The following is a 17,471-nucleotide window of genomic DNA, read 5'->3' as shown; positions in this document are numbered from 1 at the left end:
AAACACAGAAGTATGGCAAAAAATCGCCAACTACGCTGAGAATAAAATTAAATTTTGCTGGCTTTTGCGTAAAGCTTAGCGTAACCCCACGTTAAAAACTATGTATACATCCCTATTTTTAAACAATTACAGTCTCCTTTCAAGACTCAACATCCGCTGGTAGGACAGCCATCCTCCTACAACCATTAAAATTGCAAACACGCATAAAAAACAAAAGTGAGATGCAATTTCTCCCAGTCCACTGCCATCAGCAGATACGCCGATTAGGGCTTCATTCATGTGATAAATTGGATTGAACTTAGCAATTTTTAGCAGTGTCTTTGAAAACAGCGAAGTCGGTAAAAAGGCACCTCCTAAAATTAATAAAGGCACCCCAAATGCTGCCACCAAAGCATTGACATCCTCTGTGCGACGAGCAAACTGCGTACCGAGAATAAACCCAACACCAACATAGGAAATAATACTCAAAAAAATAATCAGAATTCCTAACAGAATAGAACCCTGAAACTGAGCATTCCAAAAAGCAGCAATCGTGTAAACTAAAATGGCTTGACCGACACCAATGCAGCTGTGAGCTAAGAAAATTCCTAAGAAATAAGACGTTCCGCTAAGCGGTGAGATAAAAAGACGTTTGAGGGTTTGCTGTTCTCGCTCTGCAACCACAGTTGCTACACTACCACCCAAGCAACTAAAAAATAGTGCAGCACCCACCAGTGTTGAGGGAGCAGCCTTTTCAAAAGCCTCAGCCATAGACAACTTGGCATTTTCTGCCAGAATAACCCCATTAATCAGCAAAACAGAGACTGGAAAAATACACCAAAAAATCAGGCTGCGTCGCCGTCGTAATAATTCAATCAAAATTCGCTGGCAAACTGCCAGCGTTTCACGCCCGTATTTCATGGTGAGAAGTTACCCCTATACCAGATAAGTCAATTATTAAGGTACGCTTTTTCGCAACCTATCTGTAGACGCACGGCTACTTAATATGTTCGGCTCGCTGCTACTAGGATATTAAAATACTCATGCTTTCCCAAGCCTCCGCCACGGTTTTTCAACCAGATATGCTAGACTTGCTGCAACTATTAAATCGATGATGAGTGCTGTAGCGGGAGGGGCTAGGTTGATTCGGTGAGCTTATGCCGATGCTACTTTAATAACTTTAGCTAGGGAAAAATCTGTACAGAATGTAAGTGGGCGATACTGGATTTGAACCAGTGACCCCTTCCGTGTGAAGGAAGTGCGCTACCACTGTGCTAATCGCCCTAGACTTTTAAGTGTATCACAGGCATTCACCAGCCAACAACCCTTTTAGAGAAAGGAAGTGCCGAGTAATCTACAAGTAACCAAAGTTTGCTCGAAGGGATTTACTTGGAATATAGGATTGCTGACTCCGTTGCAAATAGCGATCGCAATCTAACGATACCTTGCAACCAGATGCTAAAGCTGGGGGTCAAAGCTGCAATCCATTGTTGAGCCGGATGAGCGGTGACTCATCCAAGACTACATCAGATTTTGCATCATTACTCTGAAAAACCTGCCAATTGGATAGTAAGAGTTATTAGAGTTTTAGTACCTTGTAAGATTGATTTTGAAAAGCGACAGGAAACGCAGAAGGGTGAGCCGTTGGAACGATCCAATAGTTAATTATAAAGCGGGATTGAAGTCGTTTAATATCCTCGTCCCGAAGGTTTTTATACAGACTTTTAAGTTTCTTTACAGCCTTAGTAGACTCTTCCTTAGTAATATCAAAACCTAGCGCATTCAGGCGTTCTGCCCATGCTTGTACATACGGTCGATCCCAAAGTATTGCTGAACCATCTTTCCAAGTTACGAAAACCGGGCGCTTTGCCAGACTCCGAAACTCATCCCAACCTGGCAAGCGCGAATCAGAGATCAACTCTACTAGGAATTGTGCATCTATGGAAGTATTTGCACTTGTCCAGTTAATAACTTCTTCCATAGAGGATGAAGGTCGCCTGATCAAAGCTGCATCAAAACTTCCAGTCTGTGATATACGATATCGAAAGCTCTTAAATCCGACCAGAAAAACCATCAGTGTTAGCAACAAAGCCACACGGTTAGTACTCCCCTGACCAAGAATGTAGTACCACACGGGTCGGAAAGTAAGGGCGATTAAACAAACTGCAATAATGTATGTTCCAACCAATTGATGCCAAATCAGAATGCTGGAGGCGAAGACTATTGCGGCAAGAATCCACCTTGCTTTCCCTCTACTTACTTCCAGTTGAATAGCACATACTGAAACTAATGCTATTCCAGCAAAGCAATACCACAAGTCAGTAGCTCGTGTAGGGTGCATAACTATCATTGAAGGTGATTTAGCAATATAAGCAGCCACAAATGCATAAAGCACCCAAATAACGCTCATCCCAGCCCAAATTACACCATGTTTAAATAGCTTCTCTACCCTCTGCCGATTCTGATAAAGAATAGCGAACAGTAATATAATCAAAATTCCAAATTCAGCGAAGCTTTGGCTGCTCCAAGTAAGCGGATAAAGATGATCGGGAAAACGCAATCTACTAGCCGCCAACCACAGTTGTTTATCAACGGCTTCTCGACCAAAGGCAGCCGCAGTGAGATATATAGCTGGTGAAGCTAATAGTATAAATAAACCGAAGAATAACATCCATTTTTTCCAAGCTCTCCGGTAAGTAGCGTCTAGTAGAAACACTGCTCCCAAGTATGTTAGAGCGTAAACTCCATACATACTATTCAGGTTAAATCCGATGGCTAGCCAAATAGCACACGGCAGGGGTCGTTCTTTATAAAATGAAGCTATTGCTAATAATAAAAAAGGTATAGAAAAGCCTGTTTGCTCAAAGTAGACTGCAATTATGGTGCCAAAACCAATAATCGGACTGATTGCTAATGCGAACAGTGCCATTGCACCAACAACAGCCAGTTTAGATTTGGGTGCAAAAGCTTGAGCGAGTTGCCCTGCTGCGTAGATAACTAAAATTCTTTCAAATAAAAATAGTGTCAGCAGTAAGGGTTCTAGTGGGATAAAGCGATGAAGCAATGCTACTGCATACCAAAGTGTGGAAGAGTAGTAGGGTAGAGTGGCACCAAATGGATCGTTTGGGTAAAGAGAAGGATTGTTCAGGAAATGAACAAGGGGTATCTGGAGCGCTTGGTTTTGAATATAAACGCCATATCCAGTTTGAAGTAATGAACAGAAGAAGAATATTAATGTGTAGATAGGGATAGATAGTTCTGGATCAAATACCGATCCTCTTTTGTGAGTTGATGGGAGACTTGTGCTTGCACTGGACATATCTGGTCTTATAGGAATATTTGTTTGCCATTTATAATAACTCTTATTTCGTAAGTGTGGCGAAATAATTATATTTTTAAGAAAAGATTTATTAGGTAGCAAGCATTTAATTAAAAATATTAGCTTTATTTATTAAATTTGTTACAAAGTAACGAGTAAAGCCTGCTTTACATTTCTCCAATAAAATTTTAAATCTGATTAAGTCAAAATGTTACTTTCTATCAGTCACTGGTCACAATAATCTCACATCTAATTTTAATAAGGGCGAGCGCTTTATCTCGCAAATAAGAGCGATCGCGCGATAATTCTAGGCTTTAACCTTCTCCTCGGCTTTCTAACCAAGCAGCCAAATCTGCGACATCCGAAAAATCTAATAACGCCTCGGCTAAATCTTCTAGCTAATTGCGGGATAACTGGCGAATTCGCTCTTGCAACTCAGGCTCAACTGTACAGATTCGGCGATTGAGTCGGCGCATAATCACTGCCAACTCTCCTTCTTATCTTCCTCGTTCTATACCTTGCTGCATCCAACTGGTGACGATTTTCATCACTACCTCCTGTTGTGCTGGTTCCAATTTAGCTATTTCTGCTTGAAAAATTTCTTCTTCTACTGCATTTAGCTGGAGATAAGTGTCAACAAAACCAGAAACCATCGGTAAGCAGTTCTTTGAATAAACGATCGCGGTCAATCATGTTAAGATTGCCCCGCCCATTAAGCGCTGGTAACGATAGTCTAATTCAGCTTTTAATAAGGGCGATCGCTCTAAGTTGGCATCTTGTGCCATCACTCTCTCGGCGGCATCCCGCGCGATATTCAATACTTCCTGATCTTCCACCAAACTTGCCAAGGCAAAATCTGGCACCCCAGACTGGCGAGTTCCCAGCACTTGACCGGGACCGCGCAGCCGCATATCCATCTCTGCAATAAAAAAGCCGTCTTGGGATTGTTCTAATACATTGAGCCGGTAACGAGCATCTGCGGTTTTGGTACTGCTCATTAGAAGGCAGAAAGATTGAGCAGCACCGCGACCAACGCGCCCCCGCAACTGGTGTAACTGCGATAAGCCAAAGCGTTCGGCATTCTCAATCATCATCACCGTCGCATTGGGTACATCCACGCCTACTTCAATCACCGTGGTGGAGACAATGATTTGAGTCTGATTATCGCGAAACCGGGTAATTGCCTCATCTTTTTCCGCTGAAGTCATGCGACCGTGCAGCAATCCGACTTGGAACTGAGGAAAAACACTTTCTGAGAGGCGCTGATGCTCCTCCACTGCCGAACGCACATCCAACTTTTCCGATTCTTCAATCAGGGGCAAGACGATATAAGCTTGACGCCCTTGAGCAACTTCGCGGCAGATCAAATCGTAGGCATTGGTGCGTTCTTTGCCCGTGAGTACGGTCGTATGAATTGCTTGCCGACCGGGTGGCATCTCATCAATCTGGCTCACATCCAAATCTCCATGAACTGTCAGCGCTAAAGTGCGGGGAATTGGGGTAGCGGTCATGGTTAATACATGGGGTTGTTCGCCTTTTTGCTGCAACAACGCCCGTTGTTCGACTCCAAAGCGGTGTTGTTCGTCAATCACGACTAACCCCAACTTATGAAAATTGACTTTCTCTTGAATCAGAGCATGAGTCCCTACTAATAGAGGCAGTTCGCCGGTTTCTAGATGGGCATGAATTTGGCGGCGTTTGGCAGTTTTGGTGGAACCTGTCAGCAGTTCTACAGGCAAGTACAGAAGATTAAACCAACTGACTAACTTGCGATAGTGCTGTTCTGCCAAAACTTCAGTAGGAGCCATCAGCGCCGCTTGGTAGCCGGATTGAATCGCGGCGAGGATTGCAATGACTGCCACGACCGTTTTCCCAGAACCGACATCGCCTTGCACCAACCGATTCATCGGGGTGGATGATTGCAAATCGTTGAGGATGTCGTTGAGTACCCGCTGTTGGGCACCCGTTAATCGAAAGGGCAAGACTTGGTGGAATTGTTCAATCAGCTTCCCTCTGGGAGCCAAGATAGCGCTGGACTGCTTTTGGCGTTGGGCTTGGCGACGGAGGAGGAAACCCAGCTGAAGGTAGAAAAACTCATCGAAGACTAAACGGCGACGGGCGGCTTCCTTGGCGGCGCTGTCGGCAGGAAAATGGATATTTGCGATCGCATCCGACAACTTCATCAATCCATACCCATCCCGTAAAACCGCGGGTAAAGGATCTTTCAGATGGGTGGCGGCGGGGAGAGCAGCAATGACCGCCTGTCTCACCATATCTGCCGCTACGCCCTCTGTTAGGGGATACACCGGCACGACTCGACCAATGGTGTGGGAGTCAATCGGGTCTCCAGGGTTTGCCAAAACTTCCAGTTGTGGATCGTCCAAAGTCAGACCATATTGACTTTTTTTCACCAAGCCAGAAGCCGCCACGACTGCGCCTTGGGGATATCGATTTTTTATCCCTTCTTGCCAGCCGCGATTGCTGTAGCGAGAACCGGCAAAAAAGCGGCTGAGGCTGATTTGACCCGTGCGATCTTTCAGCACCACCTGCATTATGGTTAATTTCTTGTTTTTTGGGCTACTAAAGCAGGTACAGCGCTTCACCGTTCCTATCAATGTCACCGTTTCACCCGATTCCAGCTCAGAGATATTCACCTGACGCGCATAGTCAATGTGGTCGCGGGGGTAATAGAAGAGGATATCCCGCACCGTATGCAGATCCAGCTTGGCTAAATACCCGCCTTTTCTAACTCCCACATCTGGCAAACTGGTCAGCGGTTGGTCAAGAGAAATCGCTGCGTTGGACTGGACGAGGGGCGTGGTGCGTGGGGCTTGAGTATCGGGGGATGGGGGCGATTTAACTGTCTCTACTTGCTGCTGATTTTCTTCATTTCGCTGATGCGATCGCGATCGCGCTTGCCTCTCCATGACTTGTTGCATCTGATGGAGAAATCGGCGCGTTTCCAAGACCAAGTGTTGTCGCTGGGAGAGGGTGAGGTTCGGGTAACGGGCAAACTGAGACGCCATCTCTTGCCACCGATGTCGCTCGATTAGCGGCAAAAAAGATGGGGTTTTTCCGAACTCCAGACTTAAGAATTCACTGAAACGATATTGTTTCCCCATTAAGTCTGTAAAGCCCCGCTCTGCCTCGACTGAAAGGGCTTTCTGCAATCGCAGCCAATCCGGTGATTCTATTTGCATCTTCTCTCCCCTTTTTTGTTAATTGCTAGTAGCGAATGGCTGATTACCCGCCAATAGCCGTCCTCACCCGGATATTGTCAATCCTTACGACGATTCCCATTATTCTTCAAACCAACAGGCACGCCAAGCCGCTTCTGCCGCAGCCACAGTGCGCTCTCGTTGCTTCTTCTGAAATTCTCGGCGCAGGGTGCTAAGCCGTGCGCTGAGGGTCCGAATCTGGTTGCGTCCTGCCATTACCGTTGAATCAGCAAATTCAATCTCAGATAACCGCAGATGGATGGCGATAATCGGTATTAAAGGAGAGTTTTGTAAAGTCGGGAGATTTGACGTTTCTACCGGCTCATTTTCTATTTGAACCACAAATTTTAAAAGATTGGGGCGTCCCACCACAGGCTCACCAGATGGCTCCGCTCTAACAGCAGCTTCCAGAACAGCTTCCGGAAAGTTTTTCGGTAATATCCCCACTTCCTGTAGTAGACGATTGCTTTGGCAAGAAAGAGCGAGCAAGGTTTCGCTCATGGCGTTTTCCACCGCTTCCTGCCATCGAGCCAAATCCTCTGGGTTGTTTGTCGGGACGTTAGAAAAGGTAAAGCGACTGGTTGAGCGATCGCGATCGCTATTGAGACTTGGGGTGTCGAGAGTGTCTTGTGGTGCTAGCATCTCGATGGCTAAGTCATCAGTCGGGGTAGGGAAATCCTCTTCTGGAGAGGGTTCTTGGGATAGTCCCCCGCGCGATGTTTCCGCGGGACGGCTTCTTTCAAGGTTTCGCAGTTGGGGTTGAGCAAGCCTTGCCTGTTGCTGAAGGTTCTGTTGCAATTGTTGTCGTTCTCTAAGAGACAGGCTGAGAAACGCTTCCGGATAGACTTGGGTGCAAAGATAATAACTCGCCACGATCAACTGCTGCCGCATGGCTTGTCCTAAGGCAGTCAGATAATCGTTGTAGGTATCGTGGAATTCTATAGCGATCGCTTTGATTGCTTCTTCCAGCGCTGCCATATCCCGCTCAATTTCCTCTACTCTTCTCGCCATTGCTGCTTACATCTGTCAATCGGGACGGTACGGGCGTACAGATGTACTTCCCTACTTTAGAATACCGATTCCTCGTCATTCGGTCATTCGGTTATTCGTCTATCGGTCAGGAGCAACAGACGAATCCCTATTAACTAACGACTCATAATAACGCGATGTAGAACTAACTTTGAGATCGACCCTAAACCACTTCCCTGGTATCAAAGAGCCTCTAATCGCCCCTCTCCTTGCCGCCGATACCCTACTCCCCTATAACCTTTGAAATGCCTACCTAAAGAGCTTTAAAGCGATCGCCTTTGTGATAATTTATTCGTGAAACGGTATCCGATAGATAGGCAGTAGTGTCAGGGCGTGGCAAAAAAGCTACCGATTCTCCATTTCCCTCCCTGTCGGTTCGCTGAAATTCACCGATTTAGCCGCCTCTATTCTGATAACGCTGCTTCTCCAATCAACGGCAGCGTCACCGTAAAACTCGTGCCGACTCCGACTTCACTCATCATTGAAATCTCGCCCCCATGTGCCTCCACACACTTTTTGACCATCGCTAATCCCAACCCAGTGCCAGGAATTGTGCCGACGTTTCTAGCACGATTGAAAGGATGAAACAGCCGAGGTTGATCTTCTTTGGGAATGCCAATTCCTTGATCTTGAATCTGAAAGATGACTGTTTTCTCGTGGCTTCTTAGTTCAAAACGCACTGTGCCGCCTTCCGGTGAATACTTAATCGCGTTAGCGAGTAAATTATCTAAAATATGCCGCAGTAGGGTTTCATCCCATAACGCCTCTCCCAAGTCCTCTTGACAAGTGAAAATAAGTTGATATTTGTCAAGTGTAAAGAGTTGCAACTCTTCGACCAATTTGTGACAGAATGATTTCAAATCAAGGGGAATCAGTTGGCACTGAAGTTGCCCTGAATCAGCTTTCCCGATAAACGTAATTTCATCTAATAGCTGAGCCAGATTTTTAATTGCTGAACGAATCAGTTTGAGATGAGTATGTTTTTTCTCATCGCTCAGTTTTTGATCGTAGTCTTGGAGCAATCCAGCAGAAAGGAGAATCCTATTCAGAGGATTGCGGAAATCGTGAGAAAGCATAGAAACAAATTCAGATTTAGACTGATTGATTTCTTTGGCTTTCACTAGCTCAGCCGTTCGTTCCTGAACTCGGATTTCTAACGCCTCATTAACTGTTCGTAATGTTTCCGAAACCTGCTTTCGCTCAATTGCATAGCACAAAGAGCGCACTAGCACCTCTACATTAACTTGGCGCTTAACCAGATAATCTTGTGCCCCCTGTCGGACTGCTTCTATCGCTAATTCATCGTCATTCGTATTTGTCAGTACAACAATCGGTAAGCCAGAAGCGTGGCTGTTTAGGGGAGCTAGAGAACACAAACCTTGACTGTCAGGTAGGGTCAGATCCAACAAAATTACATCAAAGCAATCTTCATTGAGTCGATTGATCGCTTCCCTCAATCGTTTGACATGAACCAGACTAAACTGTTTGAACTTGGCTTGTTTCAGAAGCTCTTGCAGGAATCTGGCTTCTGCCAAGTTATCCTCAATCAACAAGATTTTTATTGAGCTTCCAGGCATAATTTTCTGGGATCTCCCCTCCCCTCCTGTTCCCGCTCGGCAACTGCTTGCATTTTAACAAGATACGAAAATTTCTTGTCATCATTCCGATGGCAGGGTAACAGTTTCCAGCCAAAACTCTTCAATTCCTTTAACAATTTTAAAGAGCTGGCTGAGGTTGCGGGATTTGGTGATGTAGCAATTTACGTGCAAGTCATAGCTGTGGAAAATATCATCTTCATTTTTAGAAGTTGTCAGCACTACTACTGGGATGCGTTTCAGCTTGGGGTCGGCTTTAATTTCCGCCAAGACTTCTCGACCATCCTTCTTCGGCAAGTTCAAATCCAGCAGAATCAGGTCAGGGCGAGGTGCATCAGCATACTCGCCCTCTTGGCGCAAGAAAGCCATCGCATCCACACCATCTCTGACTGTCACGACTTGGTGTGGAAGCGAGCTATTTTTTAAGGCTTCTTGGATTAAGCGGATATCGGCTTTATTATCCTCGACTAAAAAGATTGTTTTGTGGTTTTCTTCCGTTTCTACGCTCACGATCGCGTCCCCCTACTGGAATCGTAAAGTAGAATGTTGCACCCTGACCTAATTGGGACTCGACCCAGATGCGCCCTCGGTGACACTCAACAATCTTTTTGCAAATTGCTAAACCCATTCCTGTACCTTGATACTCATCCCGCGTATGCAGACGCTGAAAGATAACAAAAATGCGATCGCTAAACTGCGGATCGATGCCAATCCCGTTATCCCGTACTGAGAATAGCCACGCATCCTCTAGTCGAGAAGCTCCTACATGGATTTCTGGCGGTTGCTCGCTGCGGAACTTGATAGCATTGCCAATCAGGTTCTGGAACAGTTGCATCAACTGGGTGCTATCTGCCATAACCGTCGGCAAGGGATCGTGAGCGATCGCAGCTCCCGTTTCCGAGATGCGTCCTCGCAAATTAGCCAAGGCACGGTCTAAAGCCGTGTCCACCCCTGTCATTTCAAACTCGATAGCCTGCATATCCACCTTAGAGTATGCCAGCACGTCATCAATTAGCGTCTGCATTAAGCTGACTCCCTCAACAGTGAAGCCAATGAATTCCTTCGCGTCTTCGTCGAGTTGCTCTAGATAGCGCATCTCCAAAAGTTGTACGTAGTTCGCTACCTGATTGAGTGGCTCTTGCAAGTCATGGGAGGCGACGTAAGCAAACTTTTTCAGCTCAGCATTGGAACGTTCTAAATCTTGAGCTAATTGGGCAAGTTCATCAGCTTGGCGCAGCACAATGTTAATAATTGCCTTTCTGAGTTCAAGTGCAGCTTTAATTTCTACCTGTTTCCAGGGTAAAGACGTTAAGCGAACCGTTTCTTTCCACAGATCAAATGATTTGCGAGGACACAGACGAATATTTCCCTCTGACTGGTTTACTTCAAACGCCTTATTTGGGTCGCCACCCCAATTCACGGTTTGAATTACTTCCGGTCGAAACCACAAAACATAGTTATTCTTAGAAATCGGAATCGCTAATAAGCCACTGGCAACGTTTTTGAAACTTTCTGCATCTGGATAAATCTGAGGTAAGGAATCGCTATAGAAGACTTCTTCCTCGACGTTATTCTTTAGCCATTGGACTAAAAAGTTGAGTTCTTCTTCTGTGGGAGTCTCACCAACCATCGTGCAATCCCCACCAAAGCACACGGCGGCACCTTTAGCGTTAGCAAGCTCCAGCAGATTCGGCTGGTGTTTAACTAAACCATCAATAAAGTTTTCTTCTTGAGACATATATTCAACCAAGGCTGATTGGATATATGTCAGCTTCATGCGATAGCCGTAATCTTCAGTTTCTTCTCTGGTTGAGATTTCTGAAAAGATGACGCGCCCCAAGAATTCGCAAGCTTTTCGCAGCTCATAAGAAACATACTTGGGGGACTGATGATGGCAAGCAATCAGTCCCCAAAGTTTTTGATCTTTCATCAAAGAAATTGTCAGAGAAGCACCCACACCCATATTGTGCAAGTACTGGATATGACAAGGAGACGCGCTTCTGAGAATAGAGTTCGTTAAATCAAGCGGACGCTGATTAACTGGATTAAGAATCGGAAAAAGTTCAGCAGATTGAGAAGTGGCATCCGGGATTAACCTGATCCAATTCGAGGTAAATAACTTTCTAGCTGGTTTAGGAATATCTGATTCTGGGAAGTGGAGACCTAAGTAAGGCTCCATACTTTCTAGTTTTTCTTCAGCGAGGACAGATCCATGCCCATCGTCATCAAACTTATATAGCATCACCCTGTCAAATCCGGTGACTTTTCGCACCTCTTTCACAATGATTTGACAAAAGTCACCCAGAGTTGATGTTTTTTCTAACTGGTTGATAGAGGCTCTGGCTAGATGATAAAAGCTTAAGAAGGGGATATTTTCTTGGGAAATCGCAGGTTCTAATTCCAAAATTAAAAATCCATCTGCATTCCGGTGGAAAATGCCATCAAAGACTAAATACTCATCGCCTTTTCTTCTAGCCCAAATCTTGATAGGGTTGATAAAGTCAAGATTTTCTTCTAATAGTCCTGCTTTAATTCTGTCTACTTGGAATGGATCGAGAACTTCTTCTAATTTATTTTGCAGCATATTTTCGGGGGAGATTCCGAAAACTGTGGATATATTGCTGCTAACTTGTAATATTGTTAACTCAGGTTCTGCGAGAACGAAAATTATTCCGTGAGGCTGAACTTTACTAGCATTATGAATGGGTGCTTCTTTCAAGCTAGTTATATTAATCCCTGGCACTTGTAAATTGATTTCCATTACGATCCTTCCTTTTTTCTGGAACTATCAGAAGTAGATTATCTATAGGATTGAATACCCTAAAAGGATTTCCCGCACCAGCTAAATGTCCCTTTCGTAGCGCTGTATTACTGGCAAATAGTCAGCTCGATCCTGAACTCCAAGATACAATTCTTGTCTATTTAGGGGCTAAAAAATTTCGTTACTTTTCTAGTGAGTTTGCACTCGTCAACGGTGTTTCGCAGTGTCCCCTTAATCTGCTCGCGCTCAAAAGTCTAGCACAAGGATCGAGGCAACACTCCTAAGGAGGATGTTAAGAATTCCACCAAAACAAAAAGTTTTTCTGCTTTTAGTGTTTCTGTCTTTATAAAGGGTTTCCAAGGTGTTAATTTGTTGAGATATATAGAATGGGGATATCGTGCCTACAAGCGCTGAAAATCTCTTGAAAATAAAGATAAAAAAAGACAGGTTTCCATCATGGAAACCTGTCCTTCCTAGGGATTCAGCCAGAAAACTTGCTGATTAATTGCCGCCCATTTGAGCTGCAACTTCCTCAGCAAAATTGCTTTCTTTCTTTTCCAGTCCTTCACCGAGAATAAATCGGACGAAGCGACGGACTTGGATGTTTTCACCTAGCGTCGCAATATTTTGCTTGATCAACTCTTCCACCGTGATACTTTGGTCACGAATGTAGGGCTGATCGACCAAGCTCAACTCTTGCAGGCGTTTGTCAATTCGACCCTGAACAATCTTTTCTTTGATGTTCTGCGGCTTGTTGCCTAGGTCATCCCGGCCCATTTCGATTTCTTTTTCCTTCTCAACGATTTGAGCGGGAATGTCGCCAACCTTCACGTATTCAACGTTGGGGCAAGCTGCAATCTGCATAGCTATGTTCCGCACCAGAGTTTGGAAGGCTTCGTTGCGGGCGACAAAGTCTGTCTCGCAGTTCACTTCCACCAGGACGCCGACTCGACCTCCGGTATGGATGTAGCTGCCGACCAGTCCTTCTGAGGCTTGGCGATCGCCTTTTTTCCCAGCGCTAACCATTCCCTTTTGACGCAGCCATTCAATGGCTTTGTCCATATCGCCATCGGTTTCTTTTAGCGCTTTTTTGCAGTCCATCATGCCGACACCAGTTTTTTGGCGCAGCTCGTTCACGAGTTTTGCAGATATTTCCGCCATTTCCTCAGTTCCTAACTAAGAATTGATGTTTCTAACGCTGAATTATCCCTCGGTTTCTTCCTCCTCTTCATCAGGAACCGAGTCGATTTCCTCGTATTCGATATCGTCTTCAGCGCCTTCGTAATCTTCGTAATCCTCTTCTGCTTCTGCGTCTAGCTGACCGTGACGACCTTCATAGATAGCGTCTGCCAACTTACCCACTATTAGCTTAATGGAGCGGATAGCATCGTCATTGGCTGGAACGGGAATATCCACTACATCCGGGTCGCAGTTTGTATCCAGCAGCGCGACGATAGGAATCCCCAGTTTTTGGCATTCTTGAACTGCATTATATTCCCGACGCTGATCCACGATCACGACGATGTCGGGAACTTTCCGCATCTGCTTAATACCGCCGAGGTATTTCTGCAATTTGGTCATTTCCCGGCGCAGCATCGAAGCTTCTTTCTTGGGCAGTAAGTCGAGGACTCCGGTTTCTTCCCGGCGTTCCAAATCTTTTAGGCGCTCTACCCGTGTTTTAATTGTCGTCCAGTTGGTGAGCATTCCCCCCAACCAACGTTGGTTGATGTAGTAAGAACCACAACGAGCGGCTTCTTGAGCCACAATTCCTGCGGCTTGACGCTTGGTACCGATGAAGAGAACCTTCTTGCCCTGTTCTGCGGCGGTTCGCATATAGGTGTAGGCATCTTCCATCAGCTGGGCAGTCTGAACCAAGTCGATGATGTGGACGCCATTGCGGGACGTATAGATGTATGGAGCCATTTTTGGGTTCCACCGGCGGGTCTGGTGCCCAAAGTGAACACCCGACTCCATCATCTGAGCCAAAGAAACAACTGACATATTTATTTTCCTTTCGGGTTAATCCTCCATCCAGGCGTATTTCCAGCGGAAACACCCGAAACCCTGAATGTGCGGAATGTACGAATTTAGACAACTCTTCCAGTTTATCAGAGTTATAAGGGCTTTGATGGGAAAATTTGCAGGAAAAACATTGAAAAATAGGCTAGCACAGTTGCGGTAGCCGATTTCTAGACATTTGGCAAGGAAAATATTAAAAGATTAGCGATCGCGCAAAATAAATCGCTTGTTTGCATCGTTGGCAGTACAAGGGTGTAAATTAGGCTTTTTGCCTCGCTTCAGCGTAGGCTGCATAAACACCTTGAACGTTATACCAATTGAGGAAAATTCGGGCAATTTCTAAGGCTAATTGGGGCTTACCTTGATTAATTAGCCATTGCAAAAAGGGTGCCATTGTGCGCTCGTTGAGTCTGCCACCGATGGAAAGAAGACCCCAAAGGATGCGGTGAAGGAGGGTCATTTGAATCATCATTTTGACATCCCAGGTAGGATGCTTTTGATAGAATAAAACGCCCATCCGTCCCCGTTGGATTTCTCGATCGATCATGGGGGGAATTTGTTCTAAGGCAAAGGGGGGATGCCAGTGATAGCCAACGGCGGCTGGACATTTAATCAGTTTTAAACCCAGCTGTTTGAGCCTGATGCCGAGTTCTAAATCTTCCCATCCGTAAAGTTGAAAGCGGGTGTCAAATAATCCAGCTTTTTCGAGCCATTTACGAGCGATCGCTACATTCCCTGTAGCAAAGTAAGCAGCGGAAAAATCCGTGATTTTGTAAGGTTCCGAGGTGGGATTCTCGAAGTTATTGGTATTGATCACCCAACCGTAGGTGAAGAGGCGATCGCTTCCGAGATTCTTTTCTCCCTCAACTAAGGCGTCGGCGTGTGCTTGGAGAAAATGCTCGGTAACAACTAAATCGCTATCAATAAAGATAATCGTGTCACCCTGAGCCTGTTCTACTCCCAGATTACGGGCGGCGGCTGGCCCTTGATGGTCTTGCAAGAGCGATCGCACGTGAGGAAACTCTGCGGCGTGTTGGGATAACCACTCCAACGTGCCATCCGTCGAACCATCATCCACCAGCACCACTTCATAGCCGCTGACGACGCTACCAGCACTCAACTGCTGGTGTTCCATTGCTCTAAGGCATTTTTCTAGAATCGGCTTGCGGTTATAAGTTGGAATGACAACGCTAAAAAACACGATTTCCCCCGGATGACAACACTTTTAGTATCTCTCAAAGAACTGTAAGCCAAGAAACAGAAAGCATTTTCATCTATCCCCTGGTGCCCCAGATGACTATGGCTGAAGATTAATCTGTGCTATTCCTGACAAGACTTGGCATAGATTAGTTGCATAATAAGAACTCGTTGTTTTGCAGAAGTGAGAGATCAATGGGTCGTGCTACCAAAGTTGTGCTGGCATATTCAGGGGGAGTCGATACCTCCGTCTGCATCCCATACCTGAAGGAGGAGTGGGGAGTTGAAGAGGTGATTACCCTGGCGGCGGATTTGGGACAGGGAGACGAACTAGAGCCAGTCCGGGAAAAAGCGCTAAAATCGGGTGCCAGCGAATCGCTGGTTGCCGATGCTACAGAAAGTTTTGTCAAAGATTATGCGTTTCCAGCGATTCAAGCGAACGCTCTCTATGAAAATCGCTATCCCCTCCAGACTGCTTTGGCACGTCCGCTGATTGCCAAACTTTTAGTCGAAGCGGCTGAAAAATACGGTGCGGATGCGGTGGCGCATGGCTGCACGGGGAAGGGCAATGACCAAGTTCGGTTTGATGTATCGATTGCAGCGCTGAACCCAGATTTGAAGGTGTTGGCACCAGCGCGGGAATGGGGGATGAGCCGAGAGGAAACCATCGCTTATGGTGAGCGTTATGGGATTCCTTCGCCCGTGAAAAAGAAATCTCCCTACAGTATCGATCGCAATTTATTTGGTCGCAGCATTGAAGCGGGACCCCTAGAAGATCCTTGGACGGAACCGCTAGAAGAAATTTATGCGATGACCAAAGCGATCGCTGACACGCCCAATGAGCCAGAATACGTTGAAATTGGCTTTGAAAAAGGCATCCCGATCTCCCTCAACGGTGAAGCTTTGCCGCCTGTCGCGCTAATTACGAAACTCAACGAAATTGCAGGAAATCACGGCGTTGGGCGGATCGATATGATCGAAAACCGCCTAGTGGGTATCAAATCGCGGGAAATCTATGAAGCCCCGGCTTTAATGGTTTTAATTCATGCCCACCGCGACTTAGAAAGTCTCACCTTAACCGCAGATGTGACCCACTACAAGCGCGGTATCGAAGAAACTTATACTCAGCTAGTTTATAACGGTCTTTGGTATAGTCCGCTCAAAGCCGCCCTGGATGCCTTCATTCAACAAACACAGGAGCGGGTATCGGGAACGGTGCGAGTTAAACTTTTTAAGGGTAACTCGATGACTGTGGGGCGTAAATCTGAGAAGTCCCTTTACAGCCCAACGTTAGCAACTTATGGGGCTGAAGACCAGTTTGACCATAAAGCTGCTGAAGGCTTTATCTACGTTTGGGGATTACCGACTCGCGTTTGGTCGCAAAAAGCGAGAGGTTAGTTTGAAAGTTTTGAGTTTTGAGTTTTGAGCTTTGAGTGAGAAAACACATTCTTTTCATTCAAAACTTAATCGCTCATCACTCAAAACTTTTTCTAATCTCCCTCGATTGAACGCTTGGCTTCGCGGGACTCTAGCCACAGAGGAACGGCAATCCAGGCAATCAACAGGAATAACGCGATTAAACCAAATTGAGCGACCCACACAACTAATTGTTCTAGGGGTACCAGTCGCCCTGCGAAAAAGGACAACGTGACCATTACCGATGCCCAAGCAGTCGCCCCAGCTATGTTATAAGCCATAAACTTGAGGAAGGGCATTTGGGCAATTCCAGCGAGAGGACTGGCGACAATTCGCAGCACAGCCAGGAAACGACCGAGAAACACTGTTTTTCCGGCGTTCTCGCTCACTTGTTGCTTGAGTTGTAAGAGTTTTTCTTCGCGGATGCGGAAAAATCCCCCAACTTTCACCAGCAGGGGCCAGCCGCCTTTTCTGCCAATCCAGTAACCGCAAGTACCACCGACAACTGCACCAGCGATCGCACTCCCTAGCACGAACCAGTAACTCAGTTCCTTACTTCCCGCCAAGAAACCCCCGGCGAGCGTGATTGTTTCACCAGGGATGGGAATGCCAAGATTTTCCAGCAAAATCCCCAAAAAAACTGCCCAGTAACCGTAGTGGTGGGCAATTTCTTTGATATTTTCTACAGATACAAACTCTAAAGACATTTATCTGGGTCTTTACATAGATTCATACTTCTATCATAGTGGCTCGATCCGCTCAGGGTGTCAATCAGGGCGGGAAATCTTGAGATTGTTATCGAGACGGCTACGGGCGAGGATTTTGCCCCTAGCACTCAAGGGCGATCGCACTCCTCTTCATCGGCAAATAGGCAGCCCAATATCTTTCTTGAGGAAATAAGGATTAAACAGGCGAGTTTACGTCTTTTTCGATTTGCT

General features: G+C 45.9%; 13 protein-coding genes, 1 tRNA gene and 1 pseudogene. 1 reads left to right on the top strand and 14 read right to left on the bottom strand.

Going from position 1 to position 17,471, the window contains the following annotated elements; all coding sequences use genetic code 11:
• Positions 1-126: 126 nt before the first annotated feature.
• The 13 genes and pseudogenes from NDI44_RS18475 to NDI44_RS18415 form a co-directional block, all read right to left on the bottom strand.
• On the bottom strand, positions 127-900 hold the full coding sequence (locus tag NDI44_RS18475) for an ABC transporter permease (protein WP_190412066.1): 774 nt from the start codon (positions 898-900) through the stop codon (positions 127-129).
• A gap of 291 nt (positions 901-1,191) precedes the next feature.
• Positions 1,192-1,263: transfer RNA gene (locus NDI44_RS18470), tRNA-Val, on the bottom strand.
• Between the two features lie 295 nt (positions 1,264-1,558).
• Positions 1,559-3,298 (bottom strand): DUF6798 domain-containing protein, encoded by a 1,740-nt coding sequence (locus tag NDI44_RS18465; protein ID WP_190412065.1) that lies wholly within the window; start codon positions 3,296-3,298, stop codon positions 1,559-1,561.
• A gap of 314 nt (positions 3,299-3,612) precedes the next feature.
• Positions 3,613-3,786, bottom strand: a pseudogene (locus tag NDI44_RS18460) (DUF4351 domain-containing protein).
• Positions 3,787-3,795: 9 nt separating this feature from the next.
• A complete protein-coding gene (locus NDI44_RS18455; RefSeq protein WP_242029173.1) occupies positions 3,796-3,951 on the bottom strand; it encodes a hypothetical protein in 156 nt (51 codons plus the stop codon).
• A 36-nt stretch (positions 3,952-3,987) separates the two neighbouring features.
• Positions 3,988-6,498, bottom strand: a complete 2,511-nt coding sequence (gene recG, locus NDI44_RS18450) for an ATP-dependent DNA helicase RecG (RefSeq protein WP_190412064.1) — start codon at positions 6,496-6,498, stop codon at positions 3,988-3,990.
• A gap of 99 nt (positions 6,499-6,597) precedes the next feature.
• Complete coding sequence (locus tag NDI44_RS18445; protein ID WP_190412063.1) at positions 6,598-7,527, bottom strand: hypothetical protein; 930 nt, start codon at positions 7,525-7,527, stop codon at positions 6,598-6,600.
• Between the two features lie 422 nt (positions 7,528-7,949).
• Complete coding sequence (locus NDI44_RS18440) at positions 7,950-9,122, bottom strand: hybrid sensor histidine kinase/response regulator (protein WP_190412062.1); 1,173 nt, start codon at positions 9,120-9,122, stop codon at positions 7,950-7,952.
• Positions 9,123-9,203: 81 nt separating this feature from the next.
• The gene (locus NDI44_RS18435) at positions 9,204-9,650 is read right to left on the bottom strand and encodes a response regulator (RefSeq protein ID WP_190412061.1); all 447 of its coding nucleotides are present in this window, start codon (positions 9,648-9,650) and stop codon (positions 9,204-9,206) included.
• The gene (locus tag NDI44_RS18430) at positions 9,598-11,901 is read right to left on the bottom strand and encodes an ATP-binding protein (RefSeq protein ID WP_190412060.1); all 2,304 of its coding nucleotides are present in this window, start codon (positions 11,899-11,901) and stop codon (positions 9,598-9,600) included. The genes NDI44_RS18435 and NDI44_RS18430 overlap by 53 nt, the downstream gene beginning before the upstream one ends.
• 501 nt (positions 11,902-12,402) lie before the next feature.
• A complete protein-coding gene (gene tsf / locus NDI44_RS18425) occupies positions 12,403-13,062 on the bottom strand; it encodes a translation elongation factor Ts (protein WP_190412059.1) in 660 nt (219 codons plus the stop codon).
• Positions 13,063-13,104: 42 nt separating this feature from the next.
• The gene (gene rpsB / locus NDI44_RS18420; RefSeq protein WP_190412058.1) at positions 13,105-13,902 is read right to left on the bottom strand and encodes a 30S ribosomal protein S2; all 798 of its coding nucleotides are present in this window, start codon (positions 13,900-13,902) and stop codon (positions 13,105-13,107) included.
• 277 nt (positions 13,903-14,179) lie between these two features.
• On the bottom strand, positions 14,180-15,121 hold the full coding sequence (locus tag NDI44_RS18415) for a glycosyltransferase (protein WP_190412057.1): 942 nt from the start codon (positions 15,119-15,121) through the stop codon (positions 14,180-14,182).
• 191 nt (positions 15,122-15,312) lie between these two features.
• Here NDI44_RS18415 and NDI44_RS18410 point away from each other — a divergent pair, with 191 nt between their 5' ends.
• Positions 15,313-16,515 carry an argininosuccinate synthase gene (locus tag NDI44_RS18410; RefSeq protein WP_190412056.1) on the top strand — a complete coding sequence of 401 codons (1,203 nt, stop codon included), beginning with the start codon at positions 15,313-15,315 and terminating at the stop codon, positions 16,513-16,515.
• Positions 16,516-16,607: 92 nt separating this feature from the next.
• On the opposite strand, the gene NDI44_RS18405 is transcribed toward NDI44_RS18410, so the two are convergent.
• Complete coding sequence (locus tag NDI44_RS18405) at positions 16,608-17,240, bottom strand: DedA family protein (protein ID WP_190412055.1); 633 nt, start codon at positions 17,238-17,240, stop codon at positions 16,608-16,610.
• Positions 17,241-17,471: the final 231 nt, after the last annotated feature.

The sequence above is a fragment of the Trichocoleus sp. DQ-A3 genome (assembly GCF_039961975.1).
Taxonomy (GTDB): Bacteria; Cyanobacteriota; Cyanobacteriia; order Cyanobacteriales; family FACHB-T130; genus FACHB-T130.
The sequence above is the reverse complement of the archived record's forward strand: the minus strand, read 5'-3'. Positions and strand labels throughout refer to the sequence as shown.

What these genes read in the sequence shown, in the direction of transcription:
- NDI44_RS18430 (WP_190412060.1), bottom strand. Translation starts at nt 11,901, where the DNA reads ATGGAAATCAATTTACAAGTGCCAGGGATTAATATAACTAGCTTGAAA.
- NDI44_RS18475 (WP_190412066.1), bottom strand. Translation starts at nt 900, where the DNA reads ATGAAATACGGGCGTGAAACGCTGGCAGTTTGCCAGCGAATTTTGATT.
- NDI44_RS18440 (WP_190412062.1), bottom strand. Translation starts at nt 9,122, where the DNA reads ATGCCTGGAAGCTCAATAAAAATCTTGTTGATTGAGGATAACTTGGCA.
- rpsB (WP_190412058.1), bottom strand. Translation starts at nt 13,902, where the DNA reads ATGTCAGTTGTTTCTTTGGCTCAGATGATGGAGTCGGGTGTTCACTTT.
- tsf (WP_190412059.1), bottom strand. Translation starts at nt 13,062, where the DNA reads ATGGCGGAAATATCTGCAAAACTCGTGAACGAGCTGCGCCAAAAAACT.
- NDI44_RS18465 (WP_190412065.1), bottom strand. Translation starts at nt 3,298, where the DNA reads ATGTCCAGTGCAAGCACAAGTCTCCCATCAACTCACAAAAGAGGATCG.
- NDI44_RS18410 (WP_190412056.1), top strand. Translation starts at nt 15,313, where the DNA reads ATGGGTCGTGCTACCAAAGTTGTGCTGGCATATTCAGGGGGAGTCGAT.
- NDI44_RS18405 (WP_190412055.1), bottom strand. Translation starts at nt 17,240, where the DNA reads ATGTCTTTAGAGTTTGTATCTGTAGAAAATATCAAAGAAATTGCCCAC.
- NDI44_RS18455 (WP_242029173.1), bottom strand. Translation starts at nt 3,951, where the DNA reads ATGGTTTCTGGTTTTGTTGACACTTATCTCCAGCTAAATGCAGTAGAA.
- recG (WP_190412064.1), bottom strand. Translation starts at nt 6,498, where the DNA reads ATGCAAATAGAATCACCGGATTGGCTGCGATTGCAGAAAGCCCTTTCA.
- NDI44_RS18445 (WP_190412063.1), bottom strand. Translation starts at nt 7,527, where the DNA reads ATGGCGAGAAGAGTAGAGGAAATTGAGCGGGATATGGCAGCGCTGGAA.